The 20,367-nt window shown below is 71.0% G+C and carries 20 protein-coding genes; 8 read left to right on the top strand and 12 right to left on the bottom strand.

The features are described 5' to 3' along the window. Positions 1-5 precede the first annotated feature (5 nt). Positions 6-911 carry a sigma-70 family RNA polymerase sigma factor gene (locus ACKTT0_RS23890; RefSeq protein WP_407852206.1) on the top strand — a complete coding sequence of 302 codons (906 nt, stop codon included), beginning with the start codon at positions 6-8 and terminating at the stop codon, positions 909-911. On the opposite strand, the gene ACKTT0_RS23885 is transcribed toward ACKTT0_RS23890, so the two are convergent. Then, positions 860-2,632, bottom strand: a complete 1,773-nt coding sequence (locus ACKTT0_RS23885) for a peptidase M14 (protein WP_407852205.1) — start codon at positions 2,630-2,632, stop codon at positions 860-862. The genes ACKTT0_RS23890 and ACKTT0_RS23885 overlap by 52 nt on opposite strands. A 174-nt stretch (positions 2,633-2,806) precedes the next feature. On the opposite strand from ACKTT0_RS23885, the gene ACKTT0_RS23880 reads away from it, so the two are divergent. From ACKTT0_RS23880 to ACKTT0_RS23870, 3 genes are read left to right on the top strand one after another with little or no spacing between them, the layout of a single operon-like run. After that, positions 2,807-3,118 (top strand): hypothetical protein, encoded by a 312-nt coding sequence (locus ACKTT0_RS23880; RefSeq protein ID WP_407852204.1) that lies wholly within the window; start codon positions 2,807-2,809, stop codon positions 3,116-3,118. Between the two features lie 57 nt (positions 3,119-3,175). Beyond that, entirely contained in the window at positions 3,176-3,778 is a 603-nt protein-coding gene (locus ACKTT0_RS23875; protein ID WP_407852203.1) for an NUDIX domain-containing protein, read from the top strand. Continuing rightward, a complete protein-coding gene (locus ACKTT0_RS23870) occupies positions 3,759-4,010 on the top strand; it encodes a DUF3820 family protein (protein WP_407852202.1) in 252 nt (83 codons plus the stop codon). Before ACKTT0_RS23875 ends, ACKTT0_RS23870 begins: the two co-directional genes overlap by 20 nt. Positions 4,011-4,029: 19 nt before the next feature. Here ACKTT0_RS23870 and ACKTT0_RS23865 read toward each other — a convergent pair whose 3' ends face one another. Continuing rightward, entirely contained in the window at positions 4,030-5,196 is a 1,167-nt protein-coding gene (locus ACKTT0_RS23865; RefSeq protein WP_407852201.1) for a hypothetical protein, read from the bottom strand. Between the two features lie 14 nt (positions 5,197-5,210). Further along, positions 5,211-5,939: a helix-turn-helix domain-containing protein gene (locus ACKTT0_RS23860; RefSeq protein WP_407852200.1), complete on the bottom strand. Its 729-nt coding sequence runs from the start codon at positions 5,937-5,939 to the stop codon at positions 5,211-5,213. Positions 5,940-6,238: 299 nt separating this feature from the next. Here ACKTT0_RS23860 and clpB point away from each other — a divergent pair, with 299 nt between their 5' ends. After that, positions 6,239-8,833 (top strand): ATP-dependent chaperone ClpB, encoded by a 2,595-nt coding sequence (clpB, locus tag ACKTT0_RS23855; protein ID WP_407852199.1) that lies wholly within the window; start codon positions 6,239-6,241, stop codon positions 8,831-8,833. On the opposite strand, the gene ACKTT0_RS23850 is transcribed toward clpB, so the two are convergent. Beyond that, positions 8,814-9,797: a LysR family transcriptional regulator gene (locus tag ACKTT0_RS23850; protein ID WP_407852495.1), complete on the bottom strand. Its 984-nt coding sequence runs from the start codon at positions 9,795-9,797 to the stop codon at positions 8,814-8,816. The two genes, clpB and ACKTT0_RS23850, sit on opposite strands and share 20 nt — an antisense overlap. A 124-nt stretch (positions 9,798-9,921) precedes the next feature. Here ACKTT0_RS23850 and ACKTT0_RS23845 point away from each other — a divergent pair, with 124 nt between their 5' ends. Then, positions 9,922-11,391: an N-acyl-D-amino-acid deacylase family protein gene (locus tag ACKTT0_RS23845; RefSeq protein ID WP_407852198.1), complete on the top strand. Its 1,470-nt coding sequence runs from the start codon at positions 9,922-9,924 to the stop codon at positions 11,389-11,391. A gap of 2 nt (positions 11,392-11,393) precedes the next feature. Beyond that, positions 11,394-12,350, top strand: coding sequence for a tripartite tricarboxylate transporter substrate binding protein BugE (locus ACKTT0_RS23840; protein ID WP_407852197.1), 957 nt, complete (start codon positions 11,394-11,396; stop codon positions 12,348-12,350). Between the two features lie 22 nt (positions 12,351-12,372). Here the strand turns inward: ACKTT0_RS23840 and ACKTT0_RS23835 are convergent, their stop codons facing one another. The 5 genes from ACKTT0_RS23835 to ACKTT0_RS23815 are packed head-to-tail and all read right to left on the bottom strand — an operon-like array spanning position 12,373 to position 16,841. Beyond that, entirely contained in the window at positions 12,373-13,743 is a 1,371-nt protein-coding gene (locus tag ACKTT0_RS23835; protein ID WP_407852196.1) for a sulfite reductase subunit alpha, read from the bottom strand. 7 nt (positions 13,744-13,750) lie between these two features. Continuing rightward, complete coding sequence (locus ACKTT0_RS23830) at positions 13,751-14,794, bottom strand: FAD:protein FMN transferase (protein ID WP_407852195.1); 1,044 nt, start codon at positions 14,792-14,794, stop codon at positions 13,751-13,753. 53 nt (positions 14,795-14,847) lie between these two features. Beyond that, a complete protein-coding gene (locus ACKTT0_RS23825) occupies positions 14,848-15,648 on the bottom strand; it encodes a DUF4198 domain-containing protein (protein ID WP_407852194.1) in 801 nt (266 codons plus the stop codon). A gap of 25 nt (positions 15,649-15,673) precedes the next feature. Continuing rightward, positions 15,674-16,189 (bottom strand): DUF2271 domain-containing protein, encoded by a 516-nt coding sequence (locus tag ACKTT0_RS23820; RefSeq protein ID WP_407852193.1) that lies wholly within the window; start codon positions 16,187-16,189, stop codon positions 15,674-15,676. Positions 16,190-16,211: 22 nt separating this feature from the next. After that, complete coding sequence (locus tag ACKTT0_RS23815; RefSeq protein ID WP_407852192.1) at positions 16,212-16,841, bottom strand: PepSY-associated TM helix domain-containing protein; 630 nt, start codon at positions 16,839-16,841, stop codon at positions 16,212-16,214. A 64-nt stretch (positions 16,842-16,905) separates the two neighbouring features. Between ACKTT0_RS23815 and crcB the strand changes: the two genes are divergently transcribed. After that, complete coding sequence (crcB, locus tag ACKTT0_RS23810; RefSeq protein ID WP_407852191.1) at positions 16,906-17,292, top strand: fluoride efflux transporter CrcB; 387 nt, start codon at positions 16,906-16,908, stop codon at positions 17,290-17,292. Between the two features lie 13 nt (positions 17,293-17,305). Here the strand turns inward: crcB and hpnE are convergent, their stop codons facing one another. The 3 genes from hpnE to hpnC are packed head-to-tail and all read right to left on the bottom strand — an operon-like array spanning position 17,306 to position 20,321. Continuing rightward, the gene (hpnE, locus tag ACKTT0_RS23805) at positions 17,306-18,622 is read right to left on the bottom strand and encodes a hydroxysqualene dehydroxylase HpnE (protein WP_407852190.1); all 1,317 of its coding nucleotides are present in this window, start codon (positions 18,620-18,622) and stop codon (positions 17,306-17,308) included. After that, positions 18,619-19,482, bottom strand: coding sequence for a presqualene diphosphate synthase HpnD (gene hpnD / locus ACKTT0_RS23800; RefSeq protein WP_407852189.1), 864 nt, complete (start codon positions 19,480-19,482; stop codon positions 18,619-18,621). The genes hpnE and hpnD overlap by 4 nt, the downstream gene beginning before the upstream one ends. Further along, positions 19,479-20,321 (bottom strand): squalene synthase HpnC, encoded by an 843-nt coding sequence (hpnC, locus tag ACKTT0_RS23795; RefSeq protein WP_407852188.1) that lies wholly within the window; start codon positions 20,319-20,321, stop codon positions 19,479-19,481. Before hpnC ends, hpnD begins: the two co-directional genes overlap by 4 nt. Between the last annotated feature and the right edge of the window lie 46 nt (positions 20,322-20,367).

Genomic DNA, 20,367 nt, shown 5'->3' with positions numbered 1-20,367 from the left:
CCGCCATGCAGACCCAGCCGCCCGCCGCCGGCCACGCGTCCGCCGCCCAGGACGATTTCGCGCCGCACCGCCGCCACCTGCTGGGCCTGGCTTATCGCATGCTGGGTTCGTGGTCGGAAGCGGAGGACATCGTGCAGGACGCCTGGCTGCGCTGGCGCACGGCCGACCGCGTCCAGGTGCGCGAGCCGCGCGCCTTCCTGTCGCGGGTGGTCACGCGCCTGTGCCTGGACCACCTGAAATCGGCGCGCGTGCAGCGCGAGCAGTATGTGGGCCAGTGGCTGCCCGAGCCGCTGCCCGATGCCGAGCAGTATGCCGGCATGGGCGCCGGGCCGTACGCGCTGGACTTGTCGATGGCGCTGATGCTGGCACTCGAGCGGCTGGCGCCGGCCGAGCGGGCGGCGTTCCTGCTGCACGATGTGTTCGATGTGCCCTACGCGGAGATTGCCGCCATTCTGGAGCGCGACGCGGCCGCGTGCCGGCAGCTCGCTGCGCGAGCGCGCGCCCGCGTGCGCGAGGCCCGGCCGCGCTTCGGCGCCAGCCAGCAGGACGCCCAGCGGCTGGCCGAGGCATTCCTGCGGGCTTCGCGCGACGGCGACCTGGCGGCCTTGCAGCAACTGCTGGCCGAGGACGCCGTGCTGCACACCGACGGCGGCGGCCGCAAGCTGGCGACGCTGCGTCCCATCCGCGGCGGCGCCAAGATCGCCCGGTTCTTCGCCGGGATCGCGCACAAGGACAGCAGCCGCACGCTGGCGGCCCGCCTGGCCTGGCTCAACGGCATGCCCGGCCTGGTCGTCACCGAGCCCGACGGGTTGCCGCGCGCGATCTCGCTGGAGATCCGCGACGGCCGCATCGCCGCGCTCTACATGGTGCGCAACCCGGACAAGCTGGCGCACCTGGGCGCCAGTTCCTGATACACCGCCACGGCGGCCAGCACGGTTTCCATCTGCACCGTATGGGCGTAGCGGAAGGCGGCCCCGTACACCGTTTCGTCGGGGAATTCCGAGATCAGCGACAGCGGCGCCATTTCCACGCTGCTCTCGGCCACCACGCAGGCAATGCCGTGGCGCGTGTCGAAGCCGGCTTCCAGTGCGTGCGCGCGGTAGCGCGCGGCCTGTCGCGCGTTGAACGCCACCAGGTCCGGCACCCGCGCCAGGCGCATGGCGATGCCGTCCATGAGCTGCTGCGCCGCTTCGCCCCAGCCGGGGTGATGGCGCAACAGCAGGAAGAAGCCCTTGGGCAGGGTCCAGGATTCGAACTGGCGCGGCAGGTAGCCCGACAGCGGGCGCGTCCATTCGTGCGCCGGATAGCCGTGCAGGTTGATGTGCAGGCGCGCGCCGCTGCGGGCGAGGGCGTGGCGGCGCGCCGCCTGCTCCCAGACGGGCTCGCCGCTGCGGTAGGCGATGTCGTCGCCCAGCGCGCTGTAGCGCGCCGCATGGTGCATGTGGCGCGGGTGCTGGCCGCACAGCTCGCGGTGCAGCGCATAGCCGTCCGGATTCTCGGCCGCCACCAGGGCGAAGTGGGCCGGGCCGGCCGCCCGCAGCGCCTGGGCGGCGCGCAGCGCGCCCACCACGCCGGAGGTCTCGTTGGCGTGCTGTGCGCCGGAAATGAACACCGCCGGGCCCGGCCCGGCGAAATAGGCCCCCAGCACCGGCCGGCCCTGGCGCGACTGCGCCTGGAACGGCTCGCCGCCCAGCGCCGCCATGTGGGCGGCGATCTGGGCGGGCTCGAGCGGCGCCTCGGCGCGCGCCAGGTCGAGCGGCGGCACGGCCGCAGGCTCGGACACCGGTCTGGCGAAGGGCCGCAGCGCCACGCGCACCCGCGCCGGTCCCGCCGCGGGGCGCACGTCGGGCACGATCTGCCCGGGCCGCAGCCGGCGGTCGCCCGGCGGCAGGCCGGCATGGCGCTGGAAGTACTCGATCAGCGTGAAATACAGGTCTTCATGCAGCGCTTCGTAAGTGCTGACCAGGCCGGCGTCGCCGCCGGCGTCGAACTCCATGCCGGGAATGTCGACGCGGATGTCGAGGCGTTCGAAATGCGGCGCCTCATGGCTCCAGGGGTGGCTGCGCACCGCTTGGACCGCCGCGTCGAACGCGGCGCGCCATTCCGTGTCGCAGGCCGCGTCCTCCACCATGGCGCCGCCGGCATCGCGCAGCCGCAGCCAGCCGGTGGGCGATAGCAGCGGCGTGCCGTCGTCGGCGCTGCCGGCGGCATTCGGCGCGAACACGCTGGCCTGCGCCTGCCGGCCGTCGGCGTAGCGCAGCTCGATCCGGTAATGCAGGTCGGCGGTGCCGGCTACGAAGCGCAGCGTCGCGCCCGCCAGCAGGTCGACCAGCGGGTAGGCTTCCAGCGTGAAGCGGTTGGGCCGGGCCAGCGGATGCACCGGGTAATGCACGGTGGCACTCGCCAGGCCGGCGAGCTCGACTTCTTCCAGAAAGAAATGCAGCAGCGGCTTGTAGGCGCTGCGCAGCCGCGCCGCCACGCCGGCGCGCGCCAGGCGGCCCTCGGCCGTGCGGCGCGCGGCGCGGTCCTCGAACAGCCAGCCTTCCAGCGTGGCGCCGCGCCAGGCGCCGCCGGCGTACTCGCGCTGCCAGGCCTCCAGCGTGCGCTCGAAGTAGGTATCCAGCAGAATCATGCGCTTTCCCGGGGCGGTCGATGGCGCACAGTATGCGGCATGCGGCCGCCAGGTTAACAGCCCCTTGCGATTGTTGCGGTTTGGCACCACCGCGGGCCGGCGCGACGTTACGATACCGGCTTGGCACGGATGCCCGGTCCGGCGTCCGCCAGAGACCTACGAGGAAGCATCGTCATGAAGATACTCGCGATTTCCGGCCTTGCCCTGGCGTGCCTGCTGGGTCCGCTGGGCGTGGCCCAGGCGCAGCCGGCGCAGGAATACTCGTTCCCCTCGACCGACGGCAGCAAGTCGCCGCCGTCGACGCTGCGCATCACCGAGCAGCCGCAGGCCGGCGCGGCGCCCGCCGTGCGCGATACCCCGCAAAGCATCGAGCAATACCAGCGCTGCCGCAACAAAGTCGATCGCGAAGCCATCGGCAACGAACAGCTGCAGATCGGCGTGGCTGCCTGCCTGAAGGACCTCGAGGCGCGCCGCGGCCAGCAGTAGCAGGGCCGGCGCGGATGGTAAGCTGGCCGGCTGACTCCACTGCCGGCCGCACATGCCATGATCGAACCCGACGAAGACGCGCACCTGATCGAGACCCTGGTCGAGAGCCAGACCCTGTTCGAAGGCGCTTTCCTGAAGGCGCGCCGCGACACCGTGCGGCTGCCCGACGGCCGCCTGGGCCAGCGCGAGTACATCCTGCACCCCGGCGCGGTGGTCGTGATCCCGCTGCTGGACGATGGGCGGGTACTGCTGGAGCGCCAGTACCGGCACCCCATGGGCCGCGTCATGACCGAATTCCCCGCCGGCAAGTTGGACCCGGGCGAGGACCCGCTGGCCTGCGCGCGCCGCGAACTGATCGAGGAAACCGGCTACACGGCCCGCCAGTGGGCGAAGGCGGGCGCCATGCACCTGGCGATCTCATATTCCACCGAGGTCATCCACATCTTCTTCGCCCGCGACCTGGTCGCCGGCCCGGCCCGGCTGGACCAGGACGAATTCCTCGACACGCACGCGGCCATTCCGCACGACTTGTACGACGCCTGCCGCACCGGCCTGGTCACCGATTCCAAGACGCTGGCCTGCACCCTGTGGCTGCAGAACGTGCTGCAAAACGGCTGGCCGCTCGACTGGCAGGACGTCGATGAACCCGCGCGACCTTGAACTGCTGGTCAGCCGCGAAATGCCCTACGGCAAGTACCAGGGCCGCCTCATCGCCGACCTGCCCGGGCCGTACCTGGCATGGTTCGCGCGCAAGGGTTTCCCGCCCGGGGAAATCGGCCGGCTGCTGGCGCTGATGCATGAACTGGACCACAACGGCCTGGCCGGGCTGTTGCAGCCGCTGCGCCAGGGCGGGGGTTCCGCGACGACGAAGCCGCCGGGCAGCTCGGCTTGATGCGCCGGATGCGCTCCCCCTAGCGCGAGGCGGCGCGGTCGACCGGCTGGCAGGCGGCCGCATCGGTCGCGGTGCGGGCGGCGTCGCCGAGCAGGGCGCGCGTGCCGCACAGCGAGCCGAACATGGCGGCGCTTTCGTGGCCGACGCCCATGACCTGCTGCTGCTCGTGCGCCAGCGTGACGCGGCGGGTGCCGCGGCCGGCCAACAGCAGGTCGTAGCGCACGTAGCCCAGGCCGCGCGACAGCCGCGTGGCGCCTTGCGCCTCGGCGCCGCAGCGCTTGTCGAGCCCGTGGTCCTCGGGGTTGGTGTCGGCGCTGCCCAGCAGGTACACCACGTCGCGCGCGGCGTAGCGCACGTACAGGCTGGCCGGGTCCTGATCGGCCGCATAGGCGGGCAACTGCTGCGGCCCATACGGATACTGGTTGTAGGTGGGGCAGATGCCGCGCTCGTACGGGGCGTAGCCAGAGCCGTTGCGGCGCGGCCGCTCATTGGTCAGGTACAGGTAGGACGGCGCATTGGCGATCACGTAGCGCAGCCCCAGGCCGGCCCGGCGCACCTGGCCGTCGATATCGTTGAGCACCGCGTAGCGCTGCAATAGTTGCGCGCCGCTGCCGTGGCCGGCCAGCACGATGTCGGCCAGCGCCGGCAGGCGCTCGCGCCCGGCCAGCCAGCGCAGGACGTCGTCCAGCACCTGGAATGCGCTGACGGGCGCCGGCCGTCCGGACGCCCGCACGCTGTCGGCGCCGTTCTCCCAGCTGTTGCGGCGCCAGGCCGGGCGGCCGGCGAAGGCCGCGTCGATCGGAGCGGGGAACTCCAGCGCCAGGATCAGCGTGTCGGCCCGCCGCGCCGGATCGCGCTCGACCAGTGCGGCAATGTCCTGGTAGTGGCGGCTGGCGTCGCGGCGGGCGCTGTGCAGCACGACGATGGCGCGCCGCACCGTATCCAGCTTGCCGCCCAGCTTGCGGTTGGCATACACCGGCATGCGGTAGCGCTGGCCCTCCGGGCCCAGGGCAAGGTCCTGCCAGGGCGGCGCGGGGCGCGGCGCGCGCGGCAGCGGCTCGTCGTAGTTGTAGGGAGGCGGCAGCGGGGTCTGGGCGCGGGCCATGCCCGACGGACCGGCCAGGGCCATGGCCAGCCCGGCCGCCACCCACGTACGCGAACGCAGGCGGGGACGGCGGGTACGCATGGGCGGCGCGACGCTCAGCAGTGTTCCTGGCCCAGCAACTGCTTCAGGGCCGGTACGTCGAGCAAACGAACTTCACGTTGATTGATGCGGATCAAACCTTCGCGTGCAAAACGCGAAAATAGGCGGCTGGCTGTTTCCAGGGTCAGGCCCAGGTAGTTGCCGATTTCCTCGCGGCTCATGCGCAGCACGAACTCGGTGGAGGAGTAGCCCAGCGCCGCGTAGCGCTGCGACAGGTTCAGCAGGAAGGCGGCCAGGCGCTGTTCGGAGCGCATGGCGCCCAGCGAGGCGAGCATCTGGTACGAGCGGCCCAGCTCACGGCTCATGAGGCGGCGGAACTGGTGCTGCAGCGACGGCAGGTGGCTGGCCACGTGGTCGATCTGTGACAGGCGGATGACGCAGACCTCGGAGTCTTCCATGGCCAGCGCGGTCGAGACGTGCTTGCCTTCGAGCATGCCGTCCAGGCCGACGACCTCGCCGGGCAGGTGGAAACCGGTGATCTGGACGTGGCCGGCCGCGTCCTCGATCTGGGTCTTTATGCTGCCGTAGCGCAGGCTGTAGACCGCGTCGAGCGGGTCTTGCAGGGTATAGAGGGATTTGCCCTTGTCGACCCGCACGCGCTCTTGCACGAGCTCGTCGAGCTGCTCGACCTCGTTGGCAGCCATGCCGACGGGAATGCAGACATGACCGAGCATGCAGGTGGAGCAGTGGGGCGAATCCGGCGGCAGGGGGACTCGTTTTTGCATGATTTACCTTATGTTGCTCAAGCCCTGATGCGAGCCGGTGCTTGGCAGCAAATGAACAGGAAACCCTATTGTATTCCCTGGCGGAGATGATGCCGAACCGCGTCCGGGGCCGGGCCGGCGCATGCCAAGGGGCGCGCGGTGGCGGCGGCGGCGCGAACGGTCTATGCTGGAGGCACAGGCCCGCGCCTCGTCCAGGCGGTCGCCAGGTCTTGAAAAACCCTTGCCGCGTCCGCACATTCAGGTCATCGAGCCCGCCGCGCAGCAGCCGGTCAGGCTCCCCATCAAGCCTTGCGACCACTATGCGATTCGACAAACTCACGACCAAATTCCAGCAGGTGCTGGCCGACGCGCAAAGCCTGGCCGGCCGCAACGACCACCCCTACATCGAGCCCGTCCATGTGCTGGCGGCGCTGCTCGGCGATCCCGACAGCGGCGCCGCCAGCCTGCTGGCGCGCGCCGGCGTCGCCGTCAACCGGGTCGGGCCCGCGCTCGACTCGGCGCTGAAGTCGCTGCCGCAAGTGCAGGGCGGCGAGAACGTCCAGGTGGGCCGCGACCTGCAGGCCGTGCTGACGCGCACCGACAAGGAAGCGGCGCGCCGCGGCGATACCTACATCGCCAGCGAACTGTTCCTGCTGGCGCTGGCCGACGACAAGGGCCCGGCGGGCACCATCCTGCGCGATGCGGGCCTGCAGAAAAAGGCCCTGGAAGCCGCCATCGACGCGGTGCGCGGCGGCGAGAGCGTTTCCGCCGCCGAGGGCGAATCCAACCGCGAGGCGCTGGCCAAGTACACGCTCGACCTGACCGACCGCGCCCGCCAGGGCAAGCTCGATCCGGTCATCGGCCGCGACGACGAAATCCGCCGCACCATCCAGATCCTGCAGCGCCGCACCAAGAACAACCCGGTGCTCATCGGCGAGCCTGGCGTGGGCAAGACCGCCATCGTGGAAGGCCTGGCGCAGCGCATCGTCAACGACGAAGTGCCGGAGACCTTGCGCGGCAAGCGCGTGCTGTCGCTCGACCTGGCGGCCCTGCTGGCCGGCGCCAAGTTCCGCGGCGAGTTCGAGGAACGCCTGAAGGCGGTGCTGAAAGAGCTGGCGCAGGACGACGGCCAGAACATCGTCTTCATCGACGAGCTGCACACCATGGTGGGCGCCGGCAAGGCCGAGGGCGCCATCGACGCGGGCAACATGCTCAAGCCGGCGCTGGCGCGCGGCGAGCTGCACTGCATCGGCGCGACCACGCTCGACGAATACCGCAAGTACATCGAGAAAGACGCCGCGCTCGAACGCCGCTTCCAGAAGGTGCTGGTCAACGAGCCCGATGTCGAGTCCACCATCGCCATCCTGCGCGGCCTGCAGGAGCGCTACGAGATCCACCACGGCGTCGAGATCACCGACCCGGCCATCGTGGCCGCGGCGGAGCTTTCGCATCGCTACATCACCGACCGCTTCCTGCCCGACAAGGCCATCGACCTGATCGACGAGGCGGCCGCGCGCATCCGCATGGAAATCGACTCCAAGCCGGAAGTGATGGACAAGCTCGACCGCCGCATCATCCAGCTCAAGATCGAGCGCGAGGCGGTGCGCAAGGAAACCGACGACGCTTCCAAGCGCCGCCTGGCCGTCATCGAGGAAGAGCTCGAGAAGCTGCAGCGCGAATACAACGACTACGAGGAAATCTGGAAAGCCGAGAAGGCCGCCGTGCAGGGCACGCAGGCCATCAAGGAAGAGATCGACCGCGTGCGCGCCGAGATGGCCGAACTGCAGCGCAAGGGCCAGTTCGACAAACTGGCCGAGCTGCAGTACGGCAAGCTGCCGGAGCTCGAGGCGCGCTTGCAGGCGGCTGATAGCGCCGAGCAGGGCGGCCAGGCCGAATCCGGCCAGCCGCGCCTGCTGCGCACGCAGGTGGGCGCCGAGGAAATCGCCGAGGTCGTGTCGCGCGCCACCGGTATCCCGGTGGCCAAGATGATGCAGGGCGAGCGCGAGAAGCTGCTGCAGATGGAAGACCACCTGCACAAGCGGGTGGTCGGGCAGGACGAGGCCGTGCGCCTGGTGTCCGACGCCATCCGCCGCTCGCGCGCCGGGCTGGCCGATCCCTCGCGCCCCTACGGTTCGTTCCTGTTCCTGGGCCCGACCGGCGTCGGCAAGACGGAGCTCACCCGCGCGCTGGCCGACTTCCTGTTCGATTCCGAAGAGCACATGATCCGCATCGACATGAGCGAGTTCATGGAGAAGCACTCGGTGGCCCGCCTGATCGGCGCGCCGCCCGGATACGTGGGCTACGAGGAAGGCGGCTACCTGACCGAGGCGGTGCGGCGCAAGCCGTACAGCGTGGTGCTGCTCGACGAGGTCGAGAAGGCCCACCCGGATGTCTTCAACGTGCTGCTGCAGGTGCTGGACGACGGTCGCCTGACCGACGGCCAGGGGCGCACGGTGGACTTCCGCAATACGGTCATCGTGATGACCTCCAACCTGGGGTCGCAACACATCCAGAGCATGACCGGGCAGCCCTACGAGGTGATCAAGGAAGTGGTGTGGGACGAGCTCAAGCAGTCGTTCCGCCCCGAGTTCCTCAACCGCATCGACGAGGTCGTGGTGTTCCACGGACTGGAAGCGCAGCATATCGAATCGATCGCGCGCATCCAGCTCAAGCGCCTGGCCGACCGCCTGGAGCGCCAGGAAATGCGCCTGGAGGTGACCGACGCGGCGCTGGCCGAGCTGGCGCGGGCGGGCTTCGATCCGGTGTTCGGCGCGCGGCCGTTGAAGCGCGCCATCCAGCAGCAGATCGAAAACCCGGTCGCCAAGCTGATCCTGGAAGGCGAGTTCGGGCCGCGCGACGTGGTGCCGGTGGACTGGAACGACGGCAAGTTCGTGTTCACCCGGACGTTGCAGTAAGCCCCTGGCCGCGCGGCGCCGGCACTGCCCGGCAGCCGCGCGGCAGCGCCATGTCCACCACATGGGCGCGCAGGGCCTGCATCAGTTCCTGCGCGGCCGGCGCCAGGGCATGGTCGCGATGTCGTATCAGGCACAGCGTGCGCACCAGTGTCGGCCGCGCCAGCAGCGCAAAGCGCAATTGTGGTTCCTGCACGCGCTGCGCCGCCAGGGCCGGCAACAAGGCCACGCCCAGCCCCGCCTTCACCAGCGCCGCCTGCGAGGTGGTGCTGGAAGCTTCGTAGAACGGCGCCGCGGCGGCGATCGGCAAGTCGGCGCGGCCGCGCAGCAGCGCCATGATGCCGGTCTCGTCCACCACTCCCACCAGCTTGCGGCCGGCCAGGCTCGGCCAGCGGACGTAGCCGGCCCGGTCCGGCCGCAGCGTCTCGTCGTCGGCGCGGTACAGCACGCCGAAACGGTCTTCCAGCAACGCTTCGAACACCAGGCTGGGCGCGTCGGCCCAATGGCTGGTCAGGCCGAAATCGACTTCCTGGCTGGCCACCAGCCGCTGGATGCGGCCGGAGTTGTCGTCGCGCAGATACAGGCGAATGCCGGGCCGCCGCTGCACGAAGCCGGCCGCCGCCGGCGCGATGATCTCGGTGATGGCCGAGGGGGCCGCCGCCACCGCGACGCGGCCCCGTTCCAGCATGCCGTAGCGCACCACATCCTCGATGGTGCCGTCGAAGTCGGCCAGCAGGCGCACCACGCGCGGCAGGAATTCCTGGCCGATGGGCGTGAGCGCCACGTGCCGGCTGGTGCGGGTGAAGAGCTGGATGCCAAGCGCGTCCTCGAGCTGGCGCACCAGCCCGGTGATCGACGACTGCGTCTGGAACAGCCGGCGCGCGGCGAGGGTGAAGCTGGTTTCCTGGGCCACCGCGACGAAGGCGGTCAGGTGCTTCAAGGTGACATGCTTGGGCAGCCGATTGATCATGAATTCAGATTGATGGATAAACTAAAATGATTTTCACAGATTGATATCCCGGACGATACTCGTCGCTTTTCCCAATCGGCAACTGCGCACGCCGCCGGGCGGCGCGCGACAGGCGACAGGCATGGACGACGCAACAATCCTGGATCTGAAAATCACCGGCGGCTGGGTCATCGACGGCAGCGGCGCGGCGCGCCGCCGCGCCGACCTCGGCATCGTGGGCGAACGCATCGCGGCGGTGGGCGACCTGGCCGGCCGGCCGGCGCGCCGCGAACTCGACGCGCGCGGCAAGATCGTGGCGCCCGGCTTCATCGATGTGCATGGCCACGATGACCTCATGTTCGTGGAGCGGCCGGGCCTACCCTGGAAGATTTCACAGGGCATCACCACGGTGGTGGTGGGCAATTGCGGCGTCAGCGGGGCGCCCGCGCCGCGGCCGGGCAATACGGCGGCGGCGCTCGCGCTGCTGGGCGAAACGCCCTTGTTCGCCGACATGGCCAGCTATTTCGAGACGCTGCGCGCGCAGCAGCCGATGATCAACGTCGCGGCGCTGATCGGCCACGCCAACCTGCGGCTGGCCGCCATGGCCGACCCGTCCGGCACGCCCACGGCGCAGGAGCAGGCCGCCATGGAAGCGATGCTGGCCCAGGCGCTCGAAGCGGGGGCGGTGGGTTTCAGCACGGGCCTGGCCTATGAACCGGGCGGCGCCGCCCGGCCCGCCGAGCTGGAGGGCCTGGCGCGCGTGGCGGCGCGCCATGGCTGCCTGCATACCAGCCACATCCGCAACGAGGGCGACGAAGTGGAAAGCGCCGTGGACGAGGTCCTGCAAGTGGGGCGGGCCACGCAATGCGCCACCGTGCTGTCGCATCACAAGTGCATGCTGGCCCGCAACTGGGGCCGCAGCCGCGCCACGCTGGCGAATATCGACCGCGCCCGCGCCGACGGTGTGGAGGTCGCGCTGGACATCTACCCGTACCCGGGCAGTTCAACCATCCTCATCGCCGAGCGGGCCGACCTGATCGACGACATCCGCATCACCTGGTCGACGCCGCACCCGGAATGCAGCGGCGAATACCTGAGCGACATCGCCGCGCGCTGGGGCTGCGACAAGACCGAGGCGGCGCGGCGCCTGTCGCCCGCGGGCGCGATCTATTTCGCCATGGACGAGACCGAGGTGCGGCAGATATTCCGGCACGAATGCTGCATGGTCGGCTCCGACGGCCTGCCGAACGACGCGCATCCGCATCCCCGCCTGTGGGGGTCTTTCACGCGCGTGCTGGGCCGCTACGTGCGCGAGGCGCGGATCGTCAGCCTGGAGCAGGCCGTCGCCAAGATGACGGCCTTGCCCGCCCGGGTGTTCGGCCTGGCCGGCCGCGGCCTGCTGCAGGCCGGCGCCTGGGCCGACGTGGTGGTGTTCGATGCCGACAGCGTGATCGACCGCGCGACCTGGGACGCGCCTACCCAGGCGTCGGACGGCATCGAAGCGGTGCTGGTCAACGGCGTGCAAGTCTACCCCGAACCGCCGCAGGGCCGCCGTCCCGGCCATATCCTGCGGCGCGACACTCAGAATCACAAACCCAAGGAGGAAACATGAAGATGCGCAAGACTCTGCTGGTGCTGGCCCTGCTGGCGGCCGTGCCGGCGGCCCGGGCCGATTTCCCGGACCGTCCCATCACCCTGATCGTGCCGTTCTCGGCCGGCGGCCCGACCGACATCGTCGGCCGCATCGCGGCCGCCAAGGCCGGCGAGATCCTCGGCCAGCAGATCGTGGTCGAGAACCGCACCGGGGCGTCGGGCACCATCGGCATGACCGCCACCGCGCGCGCCCAGCCCGATGGCTACATCGTCGGCCTGGCCACGGTCAGCACCCACGGCACGGCGCCGCACCTGTTCCCCAAGCTGGCGTACGACCCGGTCAAGGACTTCACGCCGATCAGCAATCTGGTCACCAGCCCGAACATCCTGAGCGTCCATCCGTCGTATCCGGCCAAGGACCTGGCGGGCTTCGTCGAGCACGTGCGCGCCCACCCGGACCAGGAAGGCTACGCCAACGCCGGCGCGGGCGGGGTGAACGACCTGGGCATGATCTGGTTCCTGCAGATCATCGGCGGCAAGATGAACAGCATTTCGTACCGCGGCTCGGCGCCCGCGCTGACCGACGCCGTGAGCGGCGTGGTCCCGGTGGTGTTCGACAACTTCCCGTCGTCGCAGGCCTACGTCAAGAGCGGCCACCTGCGCGCCCTGGCCATCACCGGCGCGCAGCGCAATCCGCAACTGCCGGACGTGCCGACCTTTGCCGAGCAGGGCTACCAGGACTACGACGTGACCGCCTGGTACGGCGTGGTGGGCCCGGCCGGCATGCCCGCCGAGGTGCGCGACAAGCTGGCCCAGGCGTTCGCCCAGGCGGTGCGCGACCCGGCCACGGCCGCCAAGCTGGCGGAGACCGGCGCGTTCGCGCTGGGCAACAGTCCGGATGAGTTCGGCGCGCAGATCCAGGCCGAGCGGGACCGCTGGGGCGAGGTGATCGCCAAGGCGCAGATCAAGCTGCAGTAGGCGCGGCCGGGCGGCGCGCCGCTCAGTACACGTCGCGCCGGTAGCGGTTGTCGCGCCTCAGGGCGGCCAGGCCGTCCGCGCCGAGGATGCGCGCCAGGGCAGTGTCGACGCCCTCCGCCATGCCGCGCAGGCTGCCGCACACATAGATGTCGGCGCCCGCGGCGACCCAGGCCCGCACCGCCTCGGCGGTGTCCAGCAAGGCGTGCTGCACATAGCGCCGTTCGGCCGTGTCGCGCGAGAACACCGCATCCAGGCGCTGCAGGGCGCCGGCGGCCAGCCAGCCCTGCATTTCGTCGCGATGGAACCAGTCGTGCGCCGCATGGCGTTCGCCGAACACCAGCCAGTTGCGATGCCGGCCCGCCTGGATGCGGGCCTTGAGCAGGGCCCGCAGGCCGGCCAGCCCGGTGCCGTTGCCGATCAGCAGCAGCGGGCGGGCGTCGCGCGGCGGGTGGAAATTGGGGTTGGCGCGCAGGCGCAGGTCGATGAGATCGCCGGGCTCGGCGATGTGCGTCAGCCAGCCACTGCCCAGCCCCAGGCGGCCATCGTCGCCGCGCATCTGCCGCACCAGCAGGTGGACCGCGCCGTCGGCGGGCAACGAGGCGACCGAATACTCGCGGTGCGGCAGCAGCGCGCCGCCGCGCGCGTCGCGCGGGCCGACCTCGGCGATATCGCCCGCCTGCCAGTCGGCGTTCAGGCCCTCGGGCGGCGTCAATTCCAGGTGAAAGCAAGGTCCGCCCTGGCTGCCGGGATTGAGCAGGGTGCGCCGCGCCAGCCGCCATGGCTGGTAGGCAGGGGGCTCCCAGTCGGGCAGGTCGCCGCGGCCGGCCAGCAGGCCCAGGTGGTGCTGCCAGTGGCGCAGCGCCGCCGCATCGGCCTTGTCGGCCTCGACGCGGTCGAACAGCGGCGTGGCGCCGCGGCCGCGCAGCCAGGCGTCGAGGCGCCGGCCGAAGCCGCAGAAATGGCGGTAGCCGCTGTCGCCCAGCGCCAGCACGGCGTAGGCCAGCCCGTCGAGCGCGACCGCGCCGTCCGTGGCCATGAGCGTATCGGCGAAGCCCGCCGCGCTGTCGGGCGGATCGCCTTCGCCATAAGTGCTGGCCACCACCAGCAGGCGGGGGTAGGCACGCAGCGCGTCCACGTCCAGTTGGCCGAGCGCGGCCACGCGCGCCTGCAGGCCGCCCAGCCGTAGCAATTCGGCGGTCTGGCGGGCCAGCGCCTCGGCCTGCCCGGTCTGGCTGGCGTGCGCCACCAGCACGGCGTCGCCGGCGGGCGCGCGCAGTTCGCGCGCGGCCTCCAGCGCTTGCGCGGCGCGGCGGCGGGCCTGGCGCCAGGCCCACAGGCACAGCAACAGCCACGACGCGCAGGCGCAACAGGCGGCGAGCAGGCGCGCGGTCATTGGCGGCTCAGGCGCCTGCCAGCGCGGTGAATGCACTGCTGGCGGCCAGCCGCAGCCGCCCGGCAGCGCGCACGATGAACAGCGCCGCCACCTCGTGGCGTTGCGCGTAGGCCAGGCCGTCGCGCTCGCCCAGCACCGCGAGGGCGGTGGCGAGCGCGTCCGCCTGCATGCAGGAGCGGTGGACCACCGTTACCGAGGCGACGCCGTTGTCGACCGGGCGCCCGCTGCGCGGATCCAGCGTATGGGCATAGCGGCCGGCGGCGCCTTCGCGGTAGCGCCGGTAATCGCCCGAAGTGGCGATCGCGCGGTCGTGCAGCGCCAGCGCCAGGGCATGGTCGGCGCTGCCGTCCGGCACTTCGACGGCCACCCGCCAGGGCTGGCGGTCGGGGCGCGCGCCGCCGGCGCGCAGTTCGCCGCCCACTTCGACCAGATAATCGCGCACGCCCAGGTGCTCCAGGGCCTGCGCGGCGCGATCGACCCCGTGGCCCTTGGCAATGCCGGACAAGTCCAGATAGGCGCCGCCCGGCTGCCAGGCGCGCCGCCCGGCGGCATCCAGCCGCACCCGCCGCCAGCCGCAGCGCTGGCGCAGCGCGTCGATCACGGCGGCCGACGGCGGCTCGCTGGGGTGCGGCGGCGGGCCGAAGCCCCAGGCGTTGACCAGCGGTCCCACCGTGGGGTCATAGGCGCCGTCCGTGGCGGCGGCCAGCCGCAAGGCATGGTCCAGCACGAACAGGCAGTCGTCGGGCAGCGTTTGCCAGCCGGTCGCCGCGCGGTTGTAGCGCGACAGGTCGGAGCGGTCGTCCCAGGTGCTCATCTGCGCGACCACCTGGTCCAGCGCCTGCTGGATGGCGGCGCGCGCGGCTGGCGCGGCCACGCCCGGCGGCAGCGCCAGGCGGGCCGACCAAGTCGTGCCCATGGTCGCGCCGGCCAGCGCGGCCGGCGCCGGGACGGCGACGTCAGGCAGCGCCCCGTAGCCGGCCGGCCGCGCGGCGAGGCGGGGCGCGGCGGCCGGCCCGGGACCGGCAGGGGCGTACGAGGGCGTGGCGGGCATGAGGCAGGCGCGCCGGCGCCGCGCGTGTGCGGCGCCGGTGTGCAACGGGGGGATTACGGTTGCAGCACTTCCAGCGTCGCCACGTATGACAGCCGGCGCTTGCTGGCTTGCGGCACGCTGGTCTGGTCGTCTTCGGCGCGGGCCTCCACCCAGTACAGGCCGGGCTGCGGCCACTTGACCGCGAACTTGCCGTCCTGGCCGGTCCGCACTTCGATCTCGCCGACCTGGTCGCGGTAGCGGCTGCCGCCGGGCACGATGGTCATCTGCAGGCCGGCGGCCGGCTGGCCATCCAGCAGCATCTGGAAGGTGGCGGTCTCGCCGGCGTAGAGGTCGTTGGGGTGCGTGACCGGCATCATTTCCAGGCCTTTGCCGGCCGGCTTGATGGCGCTGGGCTTGCCCGCCGTGGCGAAGGTTTCCACCCGGCCCATGCTTTGCGAGATTTCCAGGTCCTGGGCCTGCGCGGGCACGGCGTTGGCCAGGCCTTCGGGCTTGCCGAAATAGCGCTTGGGCTTGCCATCTTCCTTCCAGCGCGCGAACACGCCGTCGTTGACCACCGCGATGCGATAAGTGCCGGCCGCGGCCAGTTGCAGGTCGAAGGTGCTGCGCAGCTTGCCGCGATTGAGGTTCTCGGCTTGCGCGGGCTGGCCGCCGGGCGCCTGGATCGCCAGGTTGTCCAGGCGCAGCGGCGCGTGGTTGAAATAGAACTTGTCGTTGCCGACGGCGGCGTCCACCGTGATCCAGCCGCCGGTGGCCGACAGCACGGTGGAGGATGGCACCATCCACATGTCGTGGGCGTGGGCTGCGGCGGGCAGGCAAAGCGCCAGGGCGGCGGCGAATCGAACAGCGTTTTTCATCAGTGCTCCGTAGGGTCGCGTGCAATCAGGGTTTCAGGTCGATGGCCACGGCGCCGAGCTCGTGTTCGCCTTGGGCCGTCAGGCGTTCGGCCTTGGCAGGGGGCCAGTCGAACGGCACGCGCACCAGTTCGCGGCCGCCCACTTCGCGGGCGGCCTCCACCACGACCGCATAGCGTCCCGGCTGCAGGCTAGCCAGGGGCCTGGAGGCGCCGGCGAACGACAATTGGTGCTGGCCGGCCGGGCGCGTGGCGCCGCTCACCCCGTCCACCGGGAACTGCTGGTTGCGGCCGCTGCGGCGCCACCATTGGCGCATGTCCTTGAGCCATTCGGTGCCTTCGTTGTTCTTCATGGCCACGTCGTACCAGACGGCCAGGTCGGCGGCCACGCCCTGGTCGGCGTTCTCCAGCCAGATCGCCACATAGGGCCGGTGGTATTCGGCCACGTCGAGGCGGGGGATCTCGACGCTCAGGCCCAGGTCGGCGGCCTGGGCCGTGCGGGCGATCAGGCCGGCCAGCAGGGCGGACAGCAGCAGCTTGCGCATAAATTCTCCGGTCGAACGGTCTTCAATGAATGAACAGCAGGGCCAGCAGCAGCGGGATCAGCACGCCCAGGCCGACCATGGGCCAAGTGGCGGCGCGCTGGCCGGCGTGCATTTTCAGCAGCACCAGCCCCGTCAGCGAAAACACCAGACAGGCCACGGCGAACAGGTCCAGGAACCAGCTCCATGCCGCGCCGGTGTGGCGGCCCTTGTGCAAGTCGTTCAGGTAGGCGATCCAGCCCCGGTCGGTCCGCTCGTACTCGAGCGCACCCTCGGCCAGGTCGATGGACAGCCAGGCGTCGCCGCCGGCGCGCGGCAGCGACACGTAGATTTCGTCCGGCGACCACTCGACGTGGCGGCCGGCCACTCGCACGTCGAACTGCTCGTCCAGCCATTGCGCTACCGGCTCCGGCACCCGGGCGTGCTTGACATTGCGGTTGGCGGCGTTGAGCGTGTCGAGCAGGGGCGGGGGCAGCCGGCCCTGGCGCACGGTGACCTCGGCGGCGGAGTCGATCAGCGCGGCATTATTCAGGGTCAGGCCGGTGACGGCGAAGAGCAGCATGCCCAGCAGGCATAATGCCGAACTGATCCAGTGCCATTGATGCAGCGTCTTGAGCCAATAGGCTCGTCGACGGGAAGTAGCGGTGCCGTCCATGAGACATTAGGGTGTCGGAGGCTGCGGATTCTAGCACTTAAATGAGAATGAATCTCAAAAAATCATGACCCAGACCTTGATTCCGCTGAACTTCCTGGCCATCGCCATCGGCGCGGCGATGGGCGCGTGGGCGCGCTGGCTGCTCGGCGTGTGGCTGAACGTGCCGAACTGGCCCTGGGGGACGCTGGCCGTCAATCTGCTGGGGGGCTACCTGGTCGGGGTGGCCCTGGCGGTATTGGCGGGCCATCCGGAGTGGCCGCAGTGGGTGCGGCTGGCGGCGGTCACGGGCTTCCTGGGCGGGCTGACGACGTTCTCGACCTTTTCGGCCGAGACGGTCGGCATGCTGGAGCGCGGCGCCTATGCCGGCGCCCTGGGCTATGCCGCGGCCAGCCTGCTGGGGTCGCTGGCCCTGACCGCGCTCGGGCTGGCCAGCGTGCAGGCGCTGCGCTAGCGCCCGCCGCGGCTCAGCGCGCCAGCAGCACGCGGGCGGCTTGCAGGCCGCTGCGCACGGCGCCTTCCAGCACGCCCGGGTAGCCGGTATCGGTCCAGTCGCCGGCCAGCGCCAGGGTGGGCCAGGGCGTGGTGTTCAAGGGGCGCACCAGTCCGGGCACCGCGGCAAAGGTGGCGCGCTTCTCGATGAACAGCTCGGCGGCCTCCACGGCCGGCATCGGCGCCAGGCGCGCCGGGTGGCGCGCCGCCTGCTCGGCCACCTGGGCCGTCAGGGCGGCGATGGCGGAGGCCCGGTCGGCGTTGGCCAGGCCGCGCGCGGCACTGGCCACCACGGCCAGTTCGCCGGCGCGCGCCTTGCCGGTGAGCCGCGCGCGGTCGAACACCCATTGGCCGACGTGGCCGCGCGCCGGATCGTCGCGCAGCATCATCATCGGCTCCGGCAGCGGCCAGGGCGCCGCCAGCCGCAGGTTCAGGGTGGCGATGGGTTCGTAGTCGAAGGCCTGCAGCGCGCGCAGCAGGCCTGGCGTGCCCGCTTCGCGCAGCGCCTCGCCGAGCAGGCGCGCCGCCACTGAAGGCGGCACGGCCAGCACGGCGGCGTCGAAGCGCTCGCGGTTGACGTCCACGCCGCGCGCGGACGGCACCAGGTGGCGCACCGTGGCGCCATAGCGCATGGTGGCATGCAGCGCCACGGCATCGGGCCACAGCGCCGACAGGTCGACGCAGGGCAGCAGCAGGTCGCTGTCTTGGCGTTCGCCAGTCAGGCTGTCCTGCAGGGTGCGGGCATACAGGCCCGCGCTGGCTTCGGCCGGCGGTGTGTTCAGCGCCGCCAGGCACAGCGGTTCCCAGACCGCGCGCACCAGCGTATCCGGCTGGCGATAGTGCGCCAGCAGCTGCGCAACGGTCCAGTCGCGCGGTGGCATCCAAGCCATTTTCTTGAGCCCGCGCATCAGCCGCATGGCGTCCAGGCGGTCGCGCCAGGACAGCCCGCGCGCCGTGAGCAGCGCGGCCGCGGCATGCCAGGGGGCGGGCAGGGGCGGCGCCGCCAGGCGGAACCGGCCGTCCAGGCTGGCCAGGCGCAGCGACCGGCGCATCAGCAGCGCGGCCGGATTGCGCCCCAGCCGGCGCATCAGCGCCAGGGTCTGGTCATAGGCGCCCAACAGGATGTGCTGGCCGTTGTCGAGCTGGCTGCCGAATTCGGGGTGCACCACGCGCCGGGCGCGTCCGCCCGGGGTGCGCCCGGCCTCGAACACCGTGACCTGCGCGCCCGCCTCGCGCAGCGCGGCGCAGGCGGCCAGGCCGGCCCAGCCGGCGCCGATGACGGCGGCCTTCATCGCGCCAGGCGGCGCACCAGGCCGCGGCCGCCGCCCACCCAGATTTTCCAGGCCAGCCACAGCTTGCGCAGCGGCGTGAGCGAGATGCGCTGGTGCAGCACCTGCCAGTTGTCGCGCTCGATTTCGTCGAGCAGCGCGTGGTAGATGGCCGCCATCATCAGGCCCGGCCGCTGCGCGCGGCGGTCGGCTTCGGGCAGGCTGGCCATCGCTTCGCCGTACAGTTGGCGGGCGCGTTCGGCCTGGAATTTCATCAGCGCCGAGAAGCGGTCGGAATAGGTGCCGTTGAGGATCTCGGCGGCCTTGACGTCGAATTGCTGCAGCTCGTTGACCGGCAGGTAAATGCGGCCGCGCCGCGCGTCGTCGCCCACGTCGCGGATGATGTTGGTGAGCTGGAAGGCCAGCCCCAGCTTGCTGGCATACTCGAGCGTGCGCGGGTCGGTATAGCCGAAGACGCCGGCCGACAGTTCGCCCACCACGCCGGCCGCGTGCCAGCAGTACTTGCGCAGGCCCGGCCAGTCCAGGTAGCGGGTCTGGTCCAGGTCCATTTCCATGCCGTCGATCACGGCCTGCATGCGTTCGCGCGAAATGTCGCAGGCCTGCAGGTGCGGCTGCAGCGCGCGCGCCACCGGATGCTCGGCGTGGCCCGCGAACAGCTGGTCCACCTGGGTGCGCCACCAGGCCAGCTTGATGCGCGCCACCGACGGGTCGGAGCATTCGTCGACCACGTCGTCGACCTCGCGGCAGAACGCATACAGCGCGGTGATCGCGCGGCGGCGCTCGGGCGGCAGGAACAGGAACGAATAGTAGAAACTCGAACCGCTTTTGGCGGCTTTTTCCTGGCAGTAGTCGTCAGGCGTCATAAATGGGTGAAGGTTCTCAGTGTGCGCCACGCCATGGCGGCCCAGTCGCGCGCGCCCAGTTCGGGGCGGTTCATGAACACGTCATAGCCGGCGTGCTCGATGCGCTCGAGGATACGCAGCCCGCCCTGCACGACCATGCGCAGTTCCAGGCCCACGCGGCCCGGCAGGCGATGCGCCAGCGGAGCGCCAGAGTGTAGCAGTGCGCGCGTGCGCTCGACCTGGAACGCCATCAGGGCCCGCCAGGCGGGCGTCAGGCGGCAGGCCGCCAGGTCTTCCTCGCTGACGCCATGGCGGCGCAGGTCTTCGCCCGGCAGGTAGATGCGCTGCTTGCGCCAGTCCACCCGCACATCCTGCCAGAAATTGACGAGCTGCAGCCCGGTGCAGATGGCGTCCGCCTGCGCCAGGTTGTCCGGGGTGGCGGCGCCGTACAGGTGCAGCATCAGGCGGCCGACCGGGTTGGCCGAGCGCGAGCAGTAGTCGAGCAGGCTGGCGTAGTCGTCGTAGTGCTTGACGGAGACATCCTGCTCGAAGGCCGACAGCAGGTCGAAGAACGGCGTGATAGGCAACTGGTGGCGGGCGATGGTGGCGGCCAGCGGCGCGAAGATGGGCGCCAGTTCGGGCGCGGCGGCCGGCACGCTGCCCGGCTCGGCGCCGATGCGGTGCAGTTCGGCGCGGAAGGCGGCCAGGCGGGCCAGGCGCTCGGCGTCCGGGGCGTTGCCTTCGTCGGCAATGTCGTCGGCAGCGCGCGCATAGCGGTAGATGTCGCGCACCGCGCCGCGCAGCCGGCGCGGCAACAGCAGCGATGCCACCGGAAAATTTTCGTAATGATCGACAGCCATAAATCATGCACAGCAGCGGACCTTTTGCCGCGATGCGGGTTATTTT

Source organism: Bordetella saccharivorans, from assembly GCF_045862855.1.
GTDB classification, from domain to species: Bacteria; Pseudomonadota; Gammaproteobacteria; order Burkholderiales; family Burkholderiaceae_B; genus Bordetella_A; species Bordetella_A petrii_F.
Note: the sequence above shows the minus strand (reverse complement) of the source record. Positions and strands in the feature narration are given on the sequence as shown.